Raw genomic sequence first — 16,722 nt, 5'->3', positions numbered from 1 at the left:
GCGACTATTGCCGCAACGGCACCCTTTAGGAGAGCGCCGTTTCGATCAGTTGAACCTCTGCCTCCTGACAGATCTTGCGCACCGACGGGATGTCGCAGCGGTCTGTGATGAAGGTGTTGACCTGCGACAGATGACCGATGCGGACCGGCGCCGTCCGCTCGAATTTGGTCTGGTCGGAGACGAGGATGACATGCCTTGCATTGGCGATGATCGCCTGCGCCACCTTCACTTCGCGAAAATCGAAATCGAGCAGCGCGCCGTCATGGTCGATCGCCGAGGCGCCGATGACCGCATAGTCGACCTTGAACTGCCTGATGAAATCGACCGCCGCCTCGCCGACCACGCCGCCGTCGGAACCACGTACGACGCCGCCGGCGATCACCACCTCGATCGAAGGATATATACGCATCCTGTTGGCAACATTGATGTTATTGGTGATGACCATCAGGCCGCTGTGATCAAGGAGCGCCTTGCTGACCGACTCCGTCGTGGTGCCGATATTGATGAACAGCGAGGCATTATCCGGGATCAGCCTGGCTGCCGCGCGGCCGATCGCCTCCTTCTCATCGGCGGCGATCTTGCGCCGCGCCTCATATTCCATATTCTCGATGCCGGATGGGAACAGCGCCCCGCCATGAACGCGCGATAGCAGCCGCTGGTCGCACAGATCATTGAGATCCTTGCGAATGGTCTGCGGAGTCACATTGAAATGCGTCGCCAGATCGTCGACCAGCACGCGGCCATTGTCCTTGGCCATCTGGATGATTTCGGAATGACGCGGCGACAGATACATTGGGGGAGCTCCCGTTTTCGTTTTTCTTGTCTATAGCGGAAAACGAAAGTGATGAAAAGGCATAAGCCGGCTAACGAAATTCCATGCGCCCAAAGACAAACCTCGGCGCAACTTTGCCGACCAACTCAACTCAACCCAGACCGCGGGCGATTTCGGTGATGACCTCGAAAGCGGTGTCGACATCGTCCGCCGTCGTGTCGAACTGGCCGACCTGAAAGCGGATCGCCACCTGTCCGTCCACCCGTGTCTGGGTCAGGTAGATGCGGCCATCGTCGTTGATCGCGTTGACCAGCCGCAGATTGTGTTCGTCCGCATCGATGCCGACTGCCGCCAGATGCCGGAACGAAAACAGCGACAGCATCGGTTCCGTGACAATCTCGAAATCCGGTTCCAGGGCGAGCCGCGCGGCAAGGCCTTCGCTCCAGGCGACATGGTTGCGGATCATGCCCCGGAGATTTTCCAGCCCATGGGCGCGCAGCAGGAACCATAGTTTCAGTGCGCGAAAGCGCCGCCCGAGCGGCACCGACCATTCGGAATAGTTGATGAAGCCGTCGCGCCCATGCGTCTTCAGGTAATCCGGCTTGATGGCGAGCGTCCGCACCAGGTCTTCCGGCCGGCGGATGAACTGGATCGAGCAGTCGAACTGCGCACCCAGCCATTTGTGCGGGTTGAAGACGATGGAATCCGCGTGCTCCACGCCCACCCAGAAATGCCGGTACTCCGGACATATCATCGCCGAACCGGCCCAGGCGGCATCGACATGCAGGTAGAGCCCGTGCCGTTTCGCCACCGCGGCGACTTCGGCGATGTCATCGGTGCCACCTGTGCTGGTGCCGCCGACACAAGCAATAATGCCGGCCGGCAGCATGCCCGCCTCCCGGTCGGCGGCGATGGCCGCTTCGAGGGCTGTGACATCCATGGCGCGAAAGCGGCCGGCAGCCGGAATGCGCACGAGATTGTCCTCGCCGATGCCCGATACCCAGATCGCCCGGTCAATGGAAGTATGGACCTGGTCGGAAGAATAAACGCGCAATATCGGCTGGCCATGCAGGCCCTTCTGGTTGCCCTGCCAATCGAGCGCGCGCTCGCGCATGGTCAGCACGGCGGCAAGCGTCGCCGACGATGCCGAATCCTGCATGACGCCGGAAAACCCCTCCGGCAGGCCAAGCGCCTGACGCATCCAATCGACGACGCGCGTCTCGAGTTCGGTCGCTGCCGGCGAGGTCTGCCAGAGCATGCATTGGGCGGCCATCACTGAGACCAGATATTCGGCCACCACCGAAGCTGGTGCGGCATTGGCCGGAAAATAAGCGAAGAAGCGCGGATGCTGCCAATGCGTCATGCCCGGCAGGATTTTTTGCTCGAAGTCGGCGAGGATCGCCTGCATCGTTTCGCCACCTTCCGGGGGCGAGACATCGATGCTTCTTGAGATTTCACCCGGTTCGACAAGCGGCCGCACCGGCCTTTGGCGAAGTGTGCTCCGGTAGTCGGCGCCCCATTCGGCCGCGTACAGCGACCATTCCCGGAATTCGTTGCTATTCATTTTCCTCTCCGTCGCATCGAGCCCGGCGATCAAAGAACACGAAAAACGGAGGCTTTCATTCGGGAAAGTCGGGCAGGCTCGCAAAAGCAGCCTTCAATGCGTTCGACCAGCCATCCGAGATGGTGCGATAGTATTGGTCGTCCTGGGCTATCCGCTTCTTCAGGCTGACCTTGTAGGCGTCCTTTTCGTAGAACAGCAGGTCGAGCGGCAGACCGACCGACAGGTTCGATTTCAGCGTCGAGTCGAACGACACCAGCAGCAGCTTCACCGTCTCGGCGAAACTCATCGTCTTTTCATAGGCGCGGATGATGATCGGCTTGCCGTATTTGGTCTCGCCGATCTGGAAAAACGGCGTGTCGTCGGTCGATTCGATGAAATTGCCTTCCGGATAGATCATGAACAGCCGCGGCGCGCTGCCTTTGATCTGGCCGCCGAGGATGAAAGAGGCATTGAAATAGGAATCCGCCCTGTCGCCGGTTGGTGACGAACTGGCGATGACTTCCTTGACGGTGTCGCCGACCATCCGCACCGTCTGATACATGGAGGGCGTTTCGAGCAGTGCCGGGTGGCGATCGCCAATCGCCTTGGTGCGCTCGTCGAGCAGGCTGACGACGGCCTGCGTCGTCGCCAGATTGCCGGCCGACATCAGCACGATGACGCGCTCGCCCGGTTCCTCCCAGACATGCATCTTCTTGAAGGTCGAGATCGAATCCATGCCGGCATTGGTGCGCGTGTCGGACATGAACACGAGCCCGCGATCGATCTTCAGGCCGACGCAATAGGTCATCGAATCTCTTTGGCAGCAATCTTGCCGGGGATTACTGCTCCACCGTGACGGTGACCGCAAGCTGTTCTTCCGCTTGTCCCAGCCGAATCCCTGATACGGGCGTGGCGTCGCGGTAATCACGGCCGGTCGCCACCTTTACATAGCGTTCGTCGGGCGAAATGCCGTTGGCGACGTCGAATGCGACCCAGCCCAGGCCCGCAACATGTGCTTCAGCCCAGGCATGGCTTGCCGCCTGCTCGACCGCAGCATCCATCATCAGATAGCCGCTGACATAGCGGGCCGGAAACCCCATGGCGCGCGCGGCGGCGGCAAAGATGTGGCTGTGGTCCTGGCAGACGCCGGTCTTGAGCGCCAGCGCGTCCTCGGCCGGGGTCGTCGCGTTGGTGGAGCCCGGCGTATAGGCGACACGCTCGCCGATCACGGCCATCAGCCGGTGCAATCTTTCGATATCGGTCCCATCGCCGACCGCGGCCGCGAGTTCGCGAACGCCGCTGCCTATCCTGGTCAGCGGCGTTTCATGGCAAAACAGCCAGAGCGGCGCGAAACCCTGATGCGGCCCGGAGACGCCTGATGTGTCGCGTGTCACCACCTCGCCTGATGCATCGACGGTGATGAAATCGCGCTCGCCTTCGACGCTCAACAGTCGCGTATCGTTGCCGAAATGGTCGGTAAAGCGCACTTCTTCGCGCGCCCCTTCGATCTTCAGCGCCCAGGACAAAACGGTCTGCGTCGGCCCGCTAACCGGAAGCAGCCGCAACCGCTGCAACAGATAATGCACCGGCGCATCGTAGCGGTATTCGGTCCGGTGGGTGATCTTCAGCCGCATTGCACTCGTCCTCTGAGCATCATCTTCCGAACCGAAGGTCAGCGAAGCAAAAACCGGCTTCCACTTTCCGGGATCATGCTCAATAAAACCTGTAGTCCTGCGCGATCTCGTCGCCGAGCCTGGTGTTGTCGCGAATGAAATTGGCCAGGAATTCGTGCAGGCCCGCGTCGAATATGTCCTTGATCGAGCCGGCCGTCAGCATGGCCTGGGTCTTGCCGGCTGTCGCATGACAGGCATGGCGCTCGCCATAATCGTCGCCGAGGAATTTCAGATGCTCCGTCAGGAAACGATAGCAGAAGGTCAGCGAGCGCGGCATGCGAACGTTGAGGATCAGATAGTCGGCGATATTGCTCGGCTTGTAGTCGGCCTCGTAGACCCAGCGATAGGAGCGATGCGCCGACACCGAGCGCAGGATCGATTCCCACTGGTAGTTGTCGAGCGTCGAGCCGACCCACGAGATCGACGGCAACAGCACATAGTATTTCACGTCCAGGATACGTGCCGTGTTGTCAGCGCGTTCGACATAGGTGCCGAGCTGCGAGAAATCAAAAATCTCGTTGCGCAGCATGGTGCCGTAAAACGAGCCGCGGATCAGCGCCGTCTCGCGCTTGATCGCGTCGAGCACGCTGGGCAGGTCGCGTTCGTCGATCGGCCTGGCCAGCATCCGCTTAAGCGACATCCAGGCCTCGTTGATACTCTCCCATGTCTCGCGCGTCAGCGCGGTGCGCACCATGCGGGCGTTGTTGCGCGCCGTCTCGATCGACGTCATCGTGCTCGACGGGTTCGATGTGTCGCGCAGCAGGAAATCGGCGACGTTGGCGGCAGTGTACTCCTGGTATTTCTGCGTGAAGGCAGCATCTGAACCGGCGCTGAGCAGCACCGAATTCCACTCCTCAGAAGCGTTCTGCGTACGTGTCAGCGCCATGCGCAGGCCGGCATCGACCAGGCGCGCCATGTTTTCCGCCCGCTCGATGTAGCGGTTCATCCAGTAGAGCCCGTTGGCGGTGCGGCCTAAAAGCATCAAAAAACCTTCAAATGAAAATTAGTCATCCAGCACCCACGTATCCTTGGTGCCGCCGCCCTGCGAGGAGTTGACCACCAGCGAGCCTTCCTTCAGCGCCACGCGCGTCAGCCCGCCGGGCACGATCTGGATGCGGTCGGAAACCAGCACATAGGGCCTGAGATCGACATGGCGTGGCGCCAGCCCTTTGTCGGTCAGGATCGGACAGGTCGACAGCGCCAGCGTCGGCTGGGCGATGTAGTTCGACGGCTTTGCCGCGAGTTTTTTGGAAAAATCCTCGCATTCCTTCTTGGTCGCCGCCGGCCCGACCAGCATGCCGTAGCCGCCGGACCCGTGAACTTCCTTCACTACCAGCTCATGGATGTGTTCGAGCACATACTTCAGGCTGTCCGGCTCCGAGCAGCGCCAGGTCGGGATGTTGCCGAGGATCGCCTTGCGGCCGGTGTAGAATTCGACGATCTCGGGCATGTAGGAATAGATCGCCTTGTCGTCGGCGATACCGGTTCCCGGCGCATTGGCGATGGTGATGTTACCGGCGCGGTAGACATCCATGATGCCAGGCACGCCAAGTGCCGAGTCCGGACGGAAGGTCAGCGGATCGAGGAAAGAATCGTCGACCCTGCGGTAAAGCACGTCGATCTGCTTGTAGCCTTCGGTCGTACGCATCGCGACATGGCCGTCGACGACGCGCAGATCCTGCCCCTCGACAAGCTGCACGCCCATCTGGTCGGCAAGGAAGGCATGTTCGAAATAGGCGGAATTGAAGCTGCCCGGCGTCAGCACGGCGATGGTCGGCGCGCCCTTGGTGCTTTGCGGTCGCACCGCCGCCAGCGACTGGCGCAAGAGCTGCGGATAGTTTTCCACCGGCCGCACCTTGATCTGCTGGAACAGCTCGGGAAAGAGCTGCATCATCGTCTCGCGGTTCTCCAACATATAGGAGACGCCGGACGGCGTGCGCGCATTGTCCTCCAGCACGTAGAATTCGTTCTCGCTGATGCGCACAATATCGACGCCGATGATGTGGGTGTAGACGCCGGCCGGCGGCCGCACCCCGATCATCTCCGGCAGGAACGCCTCGTTCTTGGCGATCAGCTCCTTGGGGACGCGGCCGGCGCGCAAAATCTCCTGGCGATGATAGATATCGTCGAGAAAGGCGTTCAGCGCTTGCACACGCTGCTCGATGCCTTGCGTCAGCCGTCGCCATTCATTGCCGGAAATGATGCGCGGAACGATGTCGAAGGGGATCAGCCGCTCGGAGGCTTCCTGCTCGCCATAGACGGCAAAGGTGATGCCGGTCTTGCGAAAGACGCGCTCGGCGTCCTGCATCTTTTCGGTAAGCCTGGCCGGATCCTGCTCCTTCAGCCAGCGATCGTAAGCCGAATATGGTTTTCTCAATCCGGAGATTTCCGGAAGCATTTCGTCGAACGCTGCCAATCGCATACTCCCCTGTGAGGCCATTTCACTGGCGTCACCGGAGAAAATCAAGCGCAATCGGCAATTTGGAGGATGCTGGCGATCAGTATGTCGCGGCTGCCTAAAATTAGGGCAGCACCAATAGGGCTGTGATCAGGCTTTGCCTTATGTCCAGGCAGGCGGCAGGCGCTGCTCAGAACGCGCGAAAGGTAACGACTGTGAACGTGTCCTTGATGCCTGGAAGAATCTGTACCTTCTCGTTGACGAAATGACCGATGTCTTCCTCGTCGTCGACATAGAATTTGGCAAGCAGATCGTAGTTGCCGGCCGTCGAGTAGATTTCCGAAGCGATCTCGGCATCGGCCAAAGCGCTGGCAACGTCATAGGCCTTGCCCAGATCGCACTTTATCTGCACGAAAAATGCCTTCATTGACCGGTCCTGCCTAGCCTCTGCTCGAACGAGCGGCCCTTCTCGCAGACTGAGAGCGGGCTTTCAAGCGTTGGAATTCGGCTCTGTCTCGCCAGACAGGCGAATGTTTGCGATCGCTGAAACCGCGAGGCGTCTCGAGGCGTATGGTATGATGCGTCTTCGGACAGCGATTTTTGAGGGACAACGGAGGCAGGCCATGCGCCGCGCGTCATTCGCATTCGCAATCGTTCCACTGCTCCTGACCTCTTCGGCATTTGCCAGCGACGCTGAGGTCAAGGCGGAGCAGACAGTCATCGACAGCCAGTTGAAAGCCTTCCTCGCCGATGACGGCGCCACCGCCTACAGTTTCGCGGCGCCGAACGTGAAACGGATATTCCCGACCGTCGACACCTTCATGAACATGGTCACCAACGGCTACGCACCGGTGCGCAAGCCGCAGAGCTATTCCTTCGGCAAGGTCGAGCAGACCGGGCCGGTCTCGATCATCCAGCAGGTGCTGATCGTCGGACCCGACGGCAAGGACTACGAGGCGGTCTACACGCTGGAGCAGCAGCCGGACGGCAGTTTCAAGATCACCGGCTGCAGCTTGCGGGCGGCAAACTCAGTCATCACCTGAGGCGCGTGCGTCAATGTCGCGCCCTGCCGCCCGACATGTCGAACACCGCGCCGGTATTGAAGCTCGAGGCATCGCAACAGAGCCAGAGGACCAGCGCCGCGACTTCCTCCGCCGCCCCAAGCCGCTTGAGCGGACTGGCCCCAATCATCTCGCTGACGACCTCGTTGCCGAGACGCCGGATAAGATTGGTATCGATCGGTCCGGGCGCGACGCAGTTGACGCGAATGTCGGTGTCGCAGACCTCACGCGACAAGGCTTTGGTAAAGGCAATGATGCCTGCGCTCGCCGCCGAATAGGCCGCTAGGTTCGGCAATCCTTCCTTGCCGGCGAGCGATCCCATGTTGACGATGCGGCCGCGGCCGGTCTTGCGCATGACCGGCAATACCTGATGCGTGACCTCGAACGTCCCGACGAGATTGACCCCGATGATGCGTTGCCATTCGGCCGGGTCGAAGGCCTCGAAGCCAAGGTAAGGACCAAGATAGCCCGCATTGTTGACGAGAATATCGATTTGGCCCGTACTGGCGACGACTTCGCCGAGGGCATTGCTTATGTCCTGCGCCTTGGTCACGTCGACGGTCTGGCTGCGGGTTTCATCATTCGGCGTAGGATCGGCGTCCCATATCCAGACGTCGGCTCCCGACCTTACCAACTGCGTGGCCACGGCCCTGCCGATGCCCCTTGAGCCACCGGTAACGATCGCCGTCTTGCCGGCAAAGTCGTATGTAACGGTCATGGCTGATCCCCGCAGCGGAACTCTGCTCCCGGGCAGGCAGTCCGTCAATCGCAGGGACGCGCTAGACGGCCGGAATATCGCCCCGCGCCCAGCCCTCTGATATCTCCGCCGCGCGCGCCTCGAAGGTCTGCGCCTCGATTGCGGCACGGATGTCCTGCATCAGCTTCTGGTAATAGGACAGATTGTTCCAGGTCAGCAGCATGGCGCCAAGCGACTCCTGCGAGCGCACCAAATGGTGCAGATAGGCGCGCGAATAGTCTCGGGCGGCCGGGCAGTCGCTCTCCTCGTCCAGCGGACGTGGATCGTCGGCATGGCGGGCGTTGCGCAGATTGACCTTGCCGCGCCTTGTGTAGGCGAGGCCATGGCGGCCGGCGCGTGTCGGCATAACGCAATCGAACATGTCGATGCCGCGCGCCACCGATTTCAATATGTCGTCGGGCGTGCCGACGCCCATCAGATAGCGCGGCCTGTCCGCCGGCAGCTCCGGGCAGGTGATGTCGAGCATTTCGAGCATCACCGCTTGCGGCTCGCCGACAGCCAGCCCGCCGATCGCATAGCCCTTGAGGTCCATCGCTTTCAGCGCCTGCGCCGAGCGCAGCCGCAAGGCCGGTATGTCGCCGCCCTGGACGATGCCGAACATCGCCTTCCCCTGCTGGTCGCCGAACGCCGTCTTGCAACGCTCGGCCCAGCGCAGCGACAGCTCCATGGCCCGCTCGATCTCATTCTCCATGGCCGGCAGCGCGGTGCATTCGTCGAGCTGCATCTGGATGTCGGAATCGAGCAGCCCCTGGATCTCGATCGAGCGCTCGGGCGACATCTCATAGGCGGCGCCGTCGATGTGCGAGCGGAAGGTGACGCCCTTTTCGGTGAGTTTCCTCAGCTTCGACAGCGACATCACCTGAAAGCCGCCGCTGTCGGTCAAGATCGGATGCGGCCAGCGGGCGAATTCATGCAGGCCGCCAAGCCGCGCCACACGCTCGGCGCCGGGCCGCAGCATCAGATGATAGGTGTTGCCCAGGATGATGTCCGAACCGACGCCGCGCACCTGATCCATGTACATGGTCTTGACCGTGCCGCCGGTGCCGACCGGCATGAAGGCCGGCGTGCGGATTTCTCCGCGCGGCATGGCGATCGCGCCGCGCCGCGCCTTCCCGTCGGTTGCCAGCACCTCGAAGGTAAACGCCTTAGTCATTGAGTTCCTTGTTGTATACCGGAGGCGCGTCCATCATTCTCCTCCTTGAACAGCAGACTTGCGTCTCCGTAGGAATAGAACCTGTAGCGGTTCTCGATCGCATGCGCATAGGCCGCACGCATCGTTTCCAGACCGCAAAACGCCGAAACCAGCATGAACAGCGTCGAGCGCGGCAGATGGAAATTGGTCATCAGCATGTCGGCAGCCCTGAAACGGTATCCGGGCGTGATGAAGATGTCGGTCGGACCCGACCATCCGGTCAATATGCCGTCCTCCCGCGCGGCGCTCTCCAGCAGGCGCAGCGACGTCGTACCGACGGCGATGATGCGCCGGCCACGCGCTTTTGCCGCGTTGAGCGCTTCGGCGGTTTCCGCGCTGACCGAGCCGATCTCGGCATGCATCTTGTGATCGGCGGTGTCGTCGACTTTTACCGGCAGGAACGTGCCGGCGCCGACATGCAGGGTGACGAAGCGCCGCTCGACGCCCTTGGCATCCAGCGCCGCGAAAAGCTCCGGCGTGAAATGCAGGCCGGCCGTGGGGGCGGCGACGGCACCCTCCTCCCTGGCATAGATCGTCTGGTAGTCGCTGCGGTCGCGCTCGTCGTCGTCGCGCTTCGAGGCGATGTAGGGCGGCAACGGAATGTGGCCGACGGCGTGGAGTGCCTCGTCAAGGAATGGGCCTGAGAGGTCGAAGCCAAGCAAAGCCTCGCCGGCGTCGCCCTTTTCGATCACCGTGGCATCGAGCTGGCCGAGAAAGCAGGAATTGGCGTCATGGCCGAAATGGATACGGTCGCCGGCGGCAATGCGCTTGCCCGGCCGCATGAAAGCCAGCCAGCGGTCCGGCGCCACCCGCATGTGCAGCGTGGCTTCGACTTGCGCCGTCGCCTCGCCGCGCCGCCTGATGCCTTTCAACTGCGCCGGGATGACCTTGGTGTCGTTGAAGACCAGCACATCACCGGCCTCGACCAGGGCCGGCAAATCGAGCACCGTACGGTCTTCGAGCCCCTCACCCGGCCTGACCACCAGCATCTTTGCACTGTCGCGCGGTTCTGCCGGTCGAAGCGCGATGCGCTCCTCCGGCAGTTCAAAGTCGAAAAGGTCGACGCGCAAGGAAGTCCCGCCTCAAGGTTCCGGGCAGGTCACCGCCCGCTGCAAACGACCGATTCCGTCGCCAGCGCCGGAGTGGCCGCCGCGGCAAGCATCAGCGTGATAGCCGCGACAGCCCGGTAGGTCATTTCACGTCGGCCGCGACCTTCAGCGACACGATCTTGTCGGGATCCGGAACCGGCTCGCCGCGCTTGATCTTGTCGACATTGTCCATGCCTTCGATGACCTGGCCCCAGACCGTGTATTGGCGATTGAGGAAGGCGGCATCGTCGAAGCAAATGAAGAACTGCGAGTTGGCCGAGTTCGGGTTCTGCGAGCGCGCCATCGAGCAGGTGCCGCGACCGTGATTGGCGTTGGAGAACTCCGCCTTCAGGTCGGGCTTGTCGGAGCCGCCCGTGCCGGCGCGGGACGGCGCGAAGGAGGGCTTGCTGGAATTGCCGAATTTCACGTCGCCGGTCTGCGCCATGAAACCGTCGATGACGCGGTGGAACACGACGCCGTCATAAGCACCTTCGCGCGCCAGTTCCTTGATACGGCCGACATGGCCAGGCGCCAGATCGGGAAACAGTTCGATGACGACCTTGCCCTTGGTCGTTTCCATGATGAGCGCGTTCTCGCGGTCCTTGATCTCGGCCATGTCAGAATATCCTTTGAAACTAATGGGTTTACTTGCCGTCGGCGGCGATACGCACCTTGAGCATGCGATCGGGACCGGTGACAACCCCGTTCTGCGCCTCGTCGCCTTTCTTTATCTGGTCCACCAACTCCATGCCCTTCTCGACATTGCCGACGATGGTGTACTGGCCATCGAGCGGCGGCGCCGGCGCGAACATTATGAAGAACTGCGAATTGGCGGAATCCGGATCCTGCGAGCGGGCCATGCCGACCACGCCGCGTACGTAACGCTCGGATGTCGAGAATTCGGCCGGCAGGTCGGGAAGAGCGGAACCGCCGGTACCGACGGCGTCGGCGTTGAAGCCGTTCTTCATGTTGCCGAATTTCACATCGCCGGTCTGTGCCATGAACCCGTCGATGACGCGGTGGAAAGCGACGTTGTCGTAAGCGCCCTGGCGCACCAGCTTCTTGATCTGCTCGACATGCTTCGGCGCGAGATCAGGCCTGAGTGCGACGGTCACGTCGCCGCCCTTCAGCGTGATGATCATGGTGTTTTCCGGATCGGCGGCGAAGGCCGAAACAGATGCAGCCACGAGGCCGAAAAGAACGACAAAGCAAGTGGCGAGCCTTTTGAGCTGCATGGATCTTTCTCCGAAAACCTTTGTTTCATGCATGTCGTTGTCCCGAAACCGGGTTCGACTTTTGGGCGACATGCATTATTTCGCGAATTTGGCAGTGAGCGCGCCGGCCACAGCCGCTGGCACGAAGGGGCGGATGTCGCCTCCCATCGAGGCTATCTGACGGACAAGTGTGGCGGTAATGGTTCGCACCGAAGGGCTGGCGGGTAGAAAAACCGTCTGCAGTTCCGGCGCCATGGTCTCGTTCATGCCGGCCATCTGCATCTCATAGTCGAGATCGGTGCCGTTGCGCAGGCCACGGATCATGATCGAGGCGCCGTGCTTCCTGGCCGCGTCGATGACCAACCCGTCGAAGGCGACGACCTTGATGCGGGCGCCGTCACGGCCGAATTCGGCCTTCGTCGCCGCTTCGATGAGGCCGACCCGTTCCTCGAAGGAAAACAGCGGCTTCTTGCCGGGATGAATGCCGATCGCCGCATAGACGGTGTCCGCCACGGCCAGCGACGCCTTCAGCACGTCGAGATGGCCGTTGGTCAGCGGGTCGAAGGAGCCGGCATAAAGGGCGATGCGTTCGGTCATGGCAGGTGCTTCTAGCGAGCCTCTCTCGCAAAGGCAATCCGATCAGCGAGCCGCCGATGCATGTCGCCCAAAAGTGCGCAGCGGTTTTGGGACAAGGACATGCACCCAATGCGCATCGCCTGGGCCACCTTAATCGCGATGCGCTTTGAGTGAACCTTTTGGCCGAAATGAACGACAGATGAACGGGCCGATCACAGAGGCTTCACGCAGCGTTCACTAGGTTGCAGCTTCAGAAGATGAAACCAAAAACCCATTTAAACGTTGTTAGGCGCAGGAGAACACGCACATGCTGATCTACATGCTCGCCGCCGCAATGACCGTCGCCATGCTGATTGCCACCGTATTCGGGTTGCATCAGGAAGCAGGGCGTGTCCGCGCCAAGGCCAATACCAAACGGTTCGAGGGCTTCGGTATCCGCAAGCCTTATCGCCACTTCTGAGCGGGCCGCTATTTGTTGACGGCGCCGGCCCGTCGGGCCGGCACTTCCCCCTCAAGGTCTACTCGGCGCCGTTGTCCGGGTCAGCGCCTTCAGCACCGGCACCCAGGCTGGCGTTGCCCTCAACACCCTCTTCAGCGTCCTCGTCCGACTGCGGTTCCGATATCCGCTCCACCGAAACGACCTTCTCGCCGTCGGCCGTGTTGAAGATGGTCACGCCCTTGGTGGCGCGGCTGGCGAAACGAATGCCGTTGACCGGCACGCGGATGACGGTGCCACCGTCCGAGACCAACATGATCTGGTCGTCATTGCCGACCGGGAAGGTCGCCACCAAGCGACCGATCTCAGCCACTTTCGACACGTCGGTGGCGCGAATGCCCTTGCCGCCGCGCCCCGTGAGGCGGAAATCATAGGAAGACGAACGCTTGCCGTAGCCATATTCCGTTACCGTCAGCACAAACTGCTCGTGTGCCCTAAGGAATTCGTAGCGCTCGTCGGAAAGCTCCGTCTCCTCGCCAACCTCTTCATTGGTGAGCTGGATGTCTTCGTCCTCACCGGCCGCAATGCCGGCGGCGAGCCGCCGTTCGGCCACCACCCGCTTGAGATAGGCGGCGCGCTCGGCTGGCGGCGCCTCGACGTGTTCGATCACCGCCATCGAGATCACGCGGTCGGTGGCAGCCATGGCGATGCCGCGCACGCCGACCGAATTGCGGCTCTGGAAGACGCGCACGTCGCTGACCGAGAAGCGGATGCACTGGCCGGAGCTTGCGGTCAAAAGCACGTCGTCATTGTCGGTGCAGGTCTCGACACCGAGAATCTCGTCGCCTTCCTCTTCCAGCTTCATGGCGATCTTGCCGTTGCGGTTGACCTGGACGAAGTCCGACAACTTGTTGCGGCGCACCGTGCCGCGCGTGGTGGCGAACATCACGTCGAGCTCGCCCCAGCTGGTCTCGTCCTCGGGCAGCGGCATGATGGTGGTGATGCGTTCCCCCTGCTCCAGCGGCAGCATGTTGATCAGCGCCTTGCCGCGCGATTGCGGGTTGCCGATCGGCAGGCGCCAGACCTTTTCCTTGTAGACGATGCCGCGCGAGGAGAAGAACAGCACCGGCGTGTGCGTGTTGGCGACGAACAGCCTGGTGACGAAATCCTCTTCCTTGGTCGACATGCCGGAGCGGCCCTTGCCGCCGCGGCGCTGCGCCCGATAGAGCGACAGCGGCACGCGCTTGATATAGCCGGAATGGCTGACCGTCACGACCATGTCCTCGCGCTGGATCAGGTCCTCGTCTTCCATATCAGCCCCGCCCTCGGAGAGCTCGGTGCGGCGCGGCGTGCCGAACTCGTCGCGCACGGCGGCAAGCTCGTCCTTGACGATCTGCTGAATGCGGGCGCGGGACGACAGGATGTCCAGGTAATCCTTGATCTCGTCGCCGATCGTGTTCAACTCGTCGGCGATTTCGTCGCGGCCGAGCGCGGTCAGGCGCTGCAGGCGCAGCTCGAGGATGGCGCGCGCCTGTTCCTCGGAAAGATTGTAGGTGCCGTCCTCATTAATGCGGTGGCGCGGATCGTCGATCAGCAGGATCAGCGATTCGACGTCGCCCGAGGGCCAGCGCCGCTCCATCAACTGCTCGCGCGCCGTCTGCGGGTCCGGCGCGCTGCGGATCAGCTTTATCACCTCGTCGATGTTGGCAACGGCAATAGCAAGGCCGACCAGCACATGGGCGCGGTCGCGCGCCTTGCGCAGCAGGAATTTCGTGCGCCGGCTGATCACGTCCTCGCGGAAGGCGACGAACGCCTTCAGCATGTCGGTCAGCGTCAGCAATTCCGGCTTGCCGCCGTTCAGCGCCACCATATTGGCGCCGAACGACGTCTGCAGCGGCGTAAAACGGTAGAGCTGGTTGAGGATGACGTCGGCGACCGCGTCGCGCTTCAATTCGATGACAACGCGGTAGCCCTGGCGGTCGCTCTCGTCGCGGATGTCGGAAATGCCCTCGATGCGCTTGTCGCGCACGAGCTCGGCCATCTTCTCTATCATCGACGACTTGTTCACCTGATAGGGAACCTCGGTGATGATGATCGATTCGCGGTCGTTGCCGCGTTGCTCAATATTGACGCGACCGCGCATGACGATCGAGCCGCGGCCCGTCGAATAGGCGCTGTAGATGCCGGAACGGCCGAGCACGATGCCGCCGGTCGGGAAATCCGGCCCCGGAATGATCTCCATCAGCGCCGGCAGGTCGATCGCCGGATTGTCGATGAGGGCAATGGCGCCGTTGCAGACTTCACCCAGATTGTGCGGCGGGATGTTGGTGGCCATGCCGACGGCGATGCCGCCGGAGCCGTTGACCAACAGGTTCGGGAAGCGCGCCGGCAGGACTTTCGGTTCGCTGCCGGACGCATCATAAGTGTCCTGGAAATCGACGGTGTCCTTGTCGATGTCTCCCAGCAACTCGTGCGCGACCTTGGTCAACCGCGACTCGGTGTAGCGCATCGCCGCCGGCGGATCGCCGTCGATCGAGCCGAAATTGCCTTGCCCGTCGATCAGTGGCACGCGCAGCGACCAGTCTTGCGCCATGCGCACCAACGCGTCGTAGATCGAAGCGTCGCCATGCGGATGGTATTTACCCATCACGTCGGCGACCGGGCGGGCCGACTTCACATATTTGCGGTTCCAGTGGTAGCCGCTCTCATGAGCGGCGTAGAGGATGCGGCGATGCACCGGCTTCAACCCGTCGCGCACGTCCGGCAGCGCACGGCTGACGATCACGCTCATGGCGTAATCGAGATAGGAGCGCTGCATCTCCTCGATGATGGATATCGGCTCGATGCCGGTGGGGCCGCCGTCGGCGCCGCGCGGTGTCTTCTGGTCGGTCAAATCAGGTCACAATCTAATCAGGAATCACTCGGTGCTTATATAGGAAGCCGGGCCGAAACTCCAATGTCCGCGGCAGTTTTCCAGTGGCGATTTTTGTGGTGATTTCAAAAGGATATCACTGATTGCGACGATATGGCCGAGGCGCTTTTCGTGGCCACCGGCGCAAAGCTCATTGTCAGGCCAATTTTGCTTCACAAAGCCGGAATGGCAGATGCGTTCGGCAATTTATCGCCTCGCCGCCGGACCCGATAGGCGCTGGGCGCCTCCCCCATCACGCGCCGGAAACGGCGGTTGAAGGTCGACAAATCGTTGAACCCCGCCTCGAAGGCGATCGTCGAGATCGCCTCGTCCGACATGCGCAGCCGCAGCGCCGCCCTGTGCAGCCGGGTTTTCAGCAGGAACTGGTAGGGCGTCACGCCCGCCACGCGCCGGAAGCTGCGCAAGAAATGATAGGGACCGGTCGCCGTCTCGCTTGCGAGCTCGGCAAGCGAGACGGTCTGGTCTGCATCCAGTTCGATGCGCCGGACCGCCTCGGCGACCCGTTTCTGGTCGCGGCGGCTCGGCGCCTGGGCAGCAGGCGTGGCGCCGGAAGCGATCGCCGCGCCGGCAATGCGCAGAGCGAGTTCCTCGAACGCGTCGATGTCGGCTGTCTCGCGCGCAACCTCCGCCTCGGCCAGCAGCGGTGCCAGCGCCGGCAAGGGCGGCAGCCGCGGTGTCTTGAAATTAAGCTTCTTTGCATCCGGGATGTCGGCGACGATCTGTTCCATATAGGCTGGCTCGAAATGGAAGGAGAGGCAACGGTCGCCAGCGCCATGCTCATGTCCGCATTCATAGCATGTGCCCGGGTTGCCGAGCAGAAGCGCGCCCGGCGCCAGCATCGCCGTGCCTTGGCTGGCGCGGCAGCGGAAGGTGCCGCTGGTCACCGCGGCGACGCAGAAATTGCGATGCTCTTCCTCGGACGGGCGATCAGCGGCGCCGGCTGTGCAGACCACGTCCGACACATGCCAGCCTCCTCCCGGACGCCAGTGTATGCGCGCTCGTTGTCATGGCCTGAAAGATAGCAATTTTTCCCAAGCACAGAACCCTGCTGCCGCCTATTCTTCCCAATCTCCTGACAAA

At 61.9% G+C, this 16,722-nt stretch carries 16 protein-coding genes and 1 pseudogene; 2 read left to right on the top strand and 15 right to left on the bottom strand.

Annotation, left to right across the window (positions count from 1 at the left end):
* Positions 1–25 precede the first annotated feature (25 nt).
* The 7 genes from E5W87_RS02255 to E5W87_RS02225 all read right to left on the bottom strand — a co-directional run bounded on the left by E5W87_RS02255 (position 26) and on the right by E5W87_RS02225 (position 6,813).
* On the bottom strand, positions 26–793 hold the full coding sequence (locus tag E5W87_RS02255; RefSeq protein WP_292393568.1) for a DeoR/GlpR family DNA-binding transcription regulator: 768 nt from the start codon (positions 791–793) through the stop codon (positions 26–28).
* 130 nt (positions 794–923) lie between these two features.
* A complete protein-coding gene (locus tag E5W87_RS02250) occupies positions 924–2,336 on the bottom strand; it encodes a pyridoxal-dependent decarboxylase (protein WP_292393566.1) in 1,413 nt (470 codons plus the stop codon).
* Between the two features lie 55 nt (positions 2,337–2,391).
* The gene (locus tag E5W87_RS02245) at positions 2,392–3,123 is read right to left on the bottom strand and encodes a peptidase (RefSeq protein WP_292393564.1); all 732 of its coding nucleotides are present in this window, start codon (positions 3,121–3,123) and stop codon (positions 2,392–2,394) included.
* A 31-nt stretch (positions 3,124–3,154) separates the two neighbouring features.
* Entirely contained in the window at positions 3,155–3,949 is a 795-nt protein-coding gene (locus E5W87_RS02240; RefSeq protein ID WP_292393562.1) for a transglutaminase family protein, read from the bottom strand.
* 79 nt (positions 3,950–4,028) lie between these two features.
* Positions 4,029–4,970, bottom strand: a complete 942-nt coding sequence (locus E5W87_RS02235) for an alpha-E domain-containing protein (protein ID WP_292393560.1) — start codon at positions 4,968–4,970, stop codon at positions 4,029–4,031.
* A 21-nt stretch (positions 4,971–4,991) separates the two neighbouring features.
* Positions 4,992–6,404, bottom strand: a complete 1,413-nt coding sequence (locus tag E5W87_RS02230; RefSeq protein ID WP_164759054.1) for a circularly permuted type 2 ATP-grasp protein — start codon at positions 6,402–6,404, stop codon at positions 4,992–4,994.
* 172 nt (positions 6,405–6,576) lie between these two features.
* Positions 6,577–6,813: an Lrp/AsnC ligand binding domain-containing protein gene (locus tag E5W87_RS02225; RefSeq protein ID WP_023674883.1), complete on the bottom strand. Its 237-nt coding sequence runs from the start codon at positions 6,811–6,813 to the stop codon at positions 6,577–6,579.
* Between the two features lie 196 nt (positions 6,814–7,009).
* On the opposite strand from E5W87_RS02225, the gene E5W87_RS02220 reads away from it, so the two are divergent.
* Complete coding sequence (locus tag E5W87_RS02220; RefSeq protein ID WP_292393557.1) at positions 7,010–7,429, top strand: DUF4864 domain-containing protein; 420 nt, start codon at positions 7,010–7,012, stop codon at positions 7,427–7,429.
* Between the two features lie 10 nt (positions 7,430–7,439).
* Here E5W87_RS02220 and E5W87_RS02215 read toward each other — a convergent pair whose 3' ends face one another.
* The 6 genes from E5W87_RS02215 to coaD form a co-directional block, all read right to left on the bottom strand.
* Positions 7,440–8,165, bottom strand: a complete 726-nt coding sequence (locus E5W87_RS02215; RefSeq protein WP_292393555.1) for an SDR family NAD(P)-dependent oxidoreductase — start codon at positions 8,163–8,165, stop codon at positions 7,440–7,442.
* Between the two features lie 61 nt (positions 8,166–8,226).
* Positions 8,227–9,357 (bottom strand): tRNA guanosine(34) transglycosylase Tgt, encoded by a 1,131-nt coding sequence (gene tgt, locus E5W87_RS02210; RefSeq protein ID WP_292393554.1) that lies wholly within the window; start codon positions 9,355–9,357, stop codon positions 8,227–8,229.
* A complete protein-coding gene (gene queA / locus E5W87_RS02205) occupies positions 9,354–10,466 on the bottom strand; it encodes a tRNA preQ1(34) S-adenosylmethionine ribosyltransferase-isomerase QueA (protein ID WP_292393552.1) in 1,113 nt (370 codons plus the stop codon). The genes tgt and queA overlap by 4 nt, the downstream gene beginning before the upstream one ends.
* 121 nt (positions 10,467–10,587) lie before the next feature.
* A complete protein-coding gene (locus tag E5W87_RS02200; RefSeq protein WP_023801171.1) occupies positions 10,588–11,100 on the bottom strand; it encodes a peptidylprolyl isomerase in 513 nt (170 codons plus the stop codon).
* 28 nt (positions 11,101–11,128) lie between these two features.
* Entirely contained in the window at positions 11,129–11,719 is a 591-nt protein-coding gene (locus tag E5W87_RS02195; RefSeq protein WP_292393550.1) for a peptidylprolyl isomerase, read from the bottom strand.
* 75 nt (positions 11,720–11,794) lie between these two features.
* Positions 11,795–12,295, bottom strand: coding sequence for a pantetheine-phosphate adenylyltransferase (gene coaD / locus E5W87_RS02190; RefSeq protein WP_292393548.1), 501 nt, complete (start codon positions 12,293–12,295; stop codon positions 11,795–11,797).
* 286 nt (positions 12,296–12,581) lie between these two features.
* On the opposite strand from coaD, the gene E5W87_RS02185 reads away from it, so the two are divergent.
* The gene (locus tag E5W87_RS02185; protein ID WP_095485300.1) at positions 12,582–12,734 is read left to right on the top strand and encodes a hypothetical protein; all 153 of its coding nucleotides are present in this window, start codon (positions 12,582–12,584) and stop codon (positions 12,732–12,734) included.
* A gap of 58 nt (positions 12,735–12,792) precedes the next feature.
* On the opposite strand, the gene gyrA is transcribed toward E5W87_RS02185, so the two are convergent.
* Both gyrA and E5W87_RS02175 read right to left on the bottom strand, forming a co-directional pair.
* Positions 12,793–15,603 (bottom strand): DNA gyrase subunit A, encoded by a 2,811-nt coding sequence (gene gyrA, locus E5W87_RS02180; RefSeq protein ID WP_292393545.1) that lies wholly within the window; start codon positions 15,601–15,603, stop codon positions 12,793–12,795.
* A gap of 191 nt (positions 15,604–15,794) precedes the next feature.
* Positions 15,795–16,650: pseudogene (locus E5W87_RS02175) on the bottom strand (helix-turn-helix transcriptional regulator).
* Positions 16,651–16,722 lie beyond the last annotated feature (72 nt).

Origin of the sequence: Mesorhizobium sp. (assembly GCF_004962925.1) — a bacterium.
Lineage (GTDB): Bacteria > Pseudomonadota > Alphaproteobacteria > Rhizobiales > Rhizobiaceae > Mesorhizobium.
This window is presented reverse-complemented; position numbering and strand designations above follow the sequence as displayed.

Bases quoted from the DNA above. Each gene is read 5' to 3' on its own strand.
- E5W87_RS02255 (WP_292393568.1), bottom strand. From the start codon at position 793: ATGTATCTGTCGCCGCGTCATTCCGAAATCATCCAGATGGCCAAGGAC.
- E5W87_RS02250 (WP_292393566.1), bottom strand. From the start codon at position 2,336: ATGAATAGCAACGAATTCCGGGAATGGTCGCTGTACGCGGCCGAATGG.
- E5W87_RS02245 (WP_292393564.1), bottom strand. From the start codon at position 3,123: ATGACCTATTGCGTCGGCCTGAAGATCGATCGCGGGCTCGTGTTCATG.
- E5W87_RS02240 (WP_292393562.1), bottom strand. From the start codon at position 3,949: ATGCGGCTGAAGATCACCCACCGGACCGAATACCGCTACGATGCGCCG.
- E5W87_RS02235 (WP_292393560.1), bottom strand. From the start codon at position 4,970: ATGCTTTTAGGCCGCACCGCCAACGGGCTCTACTGGATGAACCGCTAC.
- E5W87_RS02225 (WP_023674883.1), bottom strand. From the start codon at position 6,813: ATGAAGGCATTTTTCGTGCAGATAAAGTGCGATCTGGGCAAGGCCTAT.
- E5W87_RS02220 (WP_292393557.1), top strand. From the start codon at position 7,010: ATGCGCCGCGCGTCATTCGCATTCGCAATCGTTCCACTGCTCCTGACC.
- E5W87_RS02215 (WP_292393555.1), bottom strand. From the start codon at position 8,165: ATGACCGTTACATACGACTTTGCCGGCAAGACGGCGATCGTTACCGGT.
- tgt (WP_292393554.1), bottom strand. From the start codon at position 9,357: ATGACTAAGGCGTTTACCTTCGAGGTGCTGGCAACCGACGGGAAGGCG.
- E5W87_RS02200 (WP_023801171.1), bottom strand. From the start codon at position 11,100: ATGGCCGAGATCAAGGACCGCGAGAACGCGCTCATCATGGAAACGACC.
- E5W87_RS02195 (WP_292393550.1), bottom strand. From the start codon at position 11,719: ATGCAGCTCAAAAGGCTCGCCACTTGCTTTGTCGTTCTTTTCGGCCTC.
- coaD (WP_292393548.1), bottom strand. From the start codon at position 12,295: ATGACCGAACGCATCGCCCTTTATGCCGGCTCCTTCGACCCGCTGACC.
- E5W87_RS02185 (WP_095485300.1), top strand. From the start codon at position 12,582: ATGCTGATCTACATGCTCGCCGCCGCAATGACCGTCGCCATGCTGATT.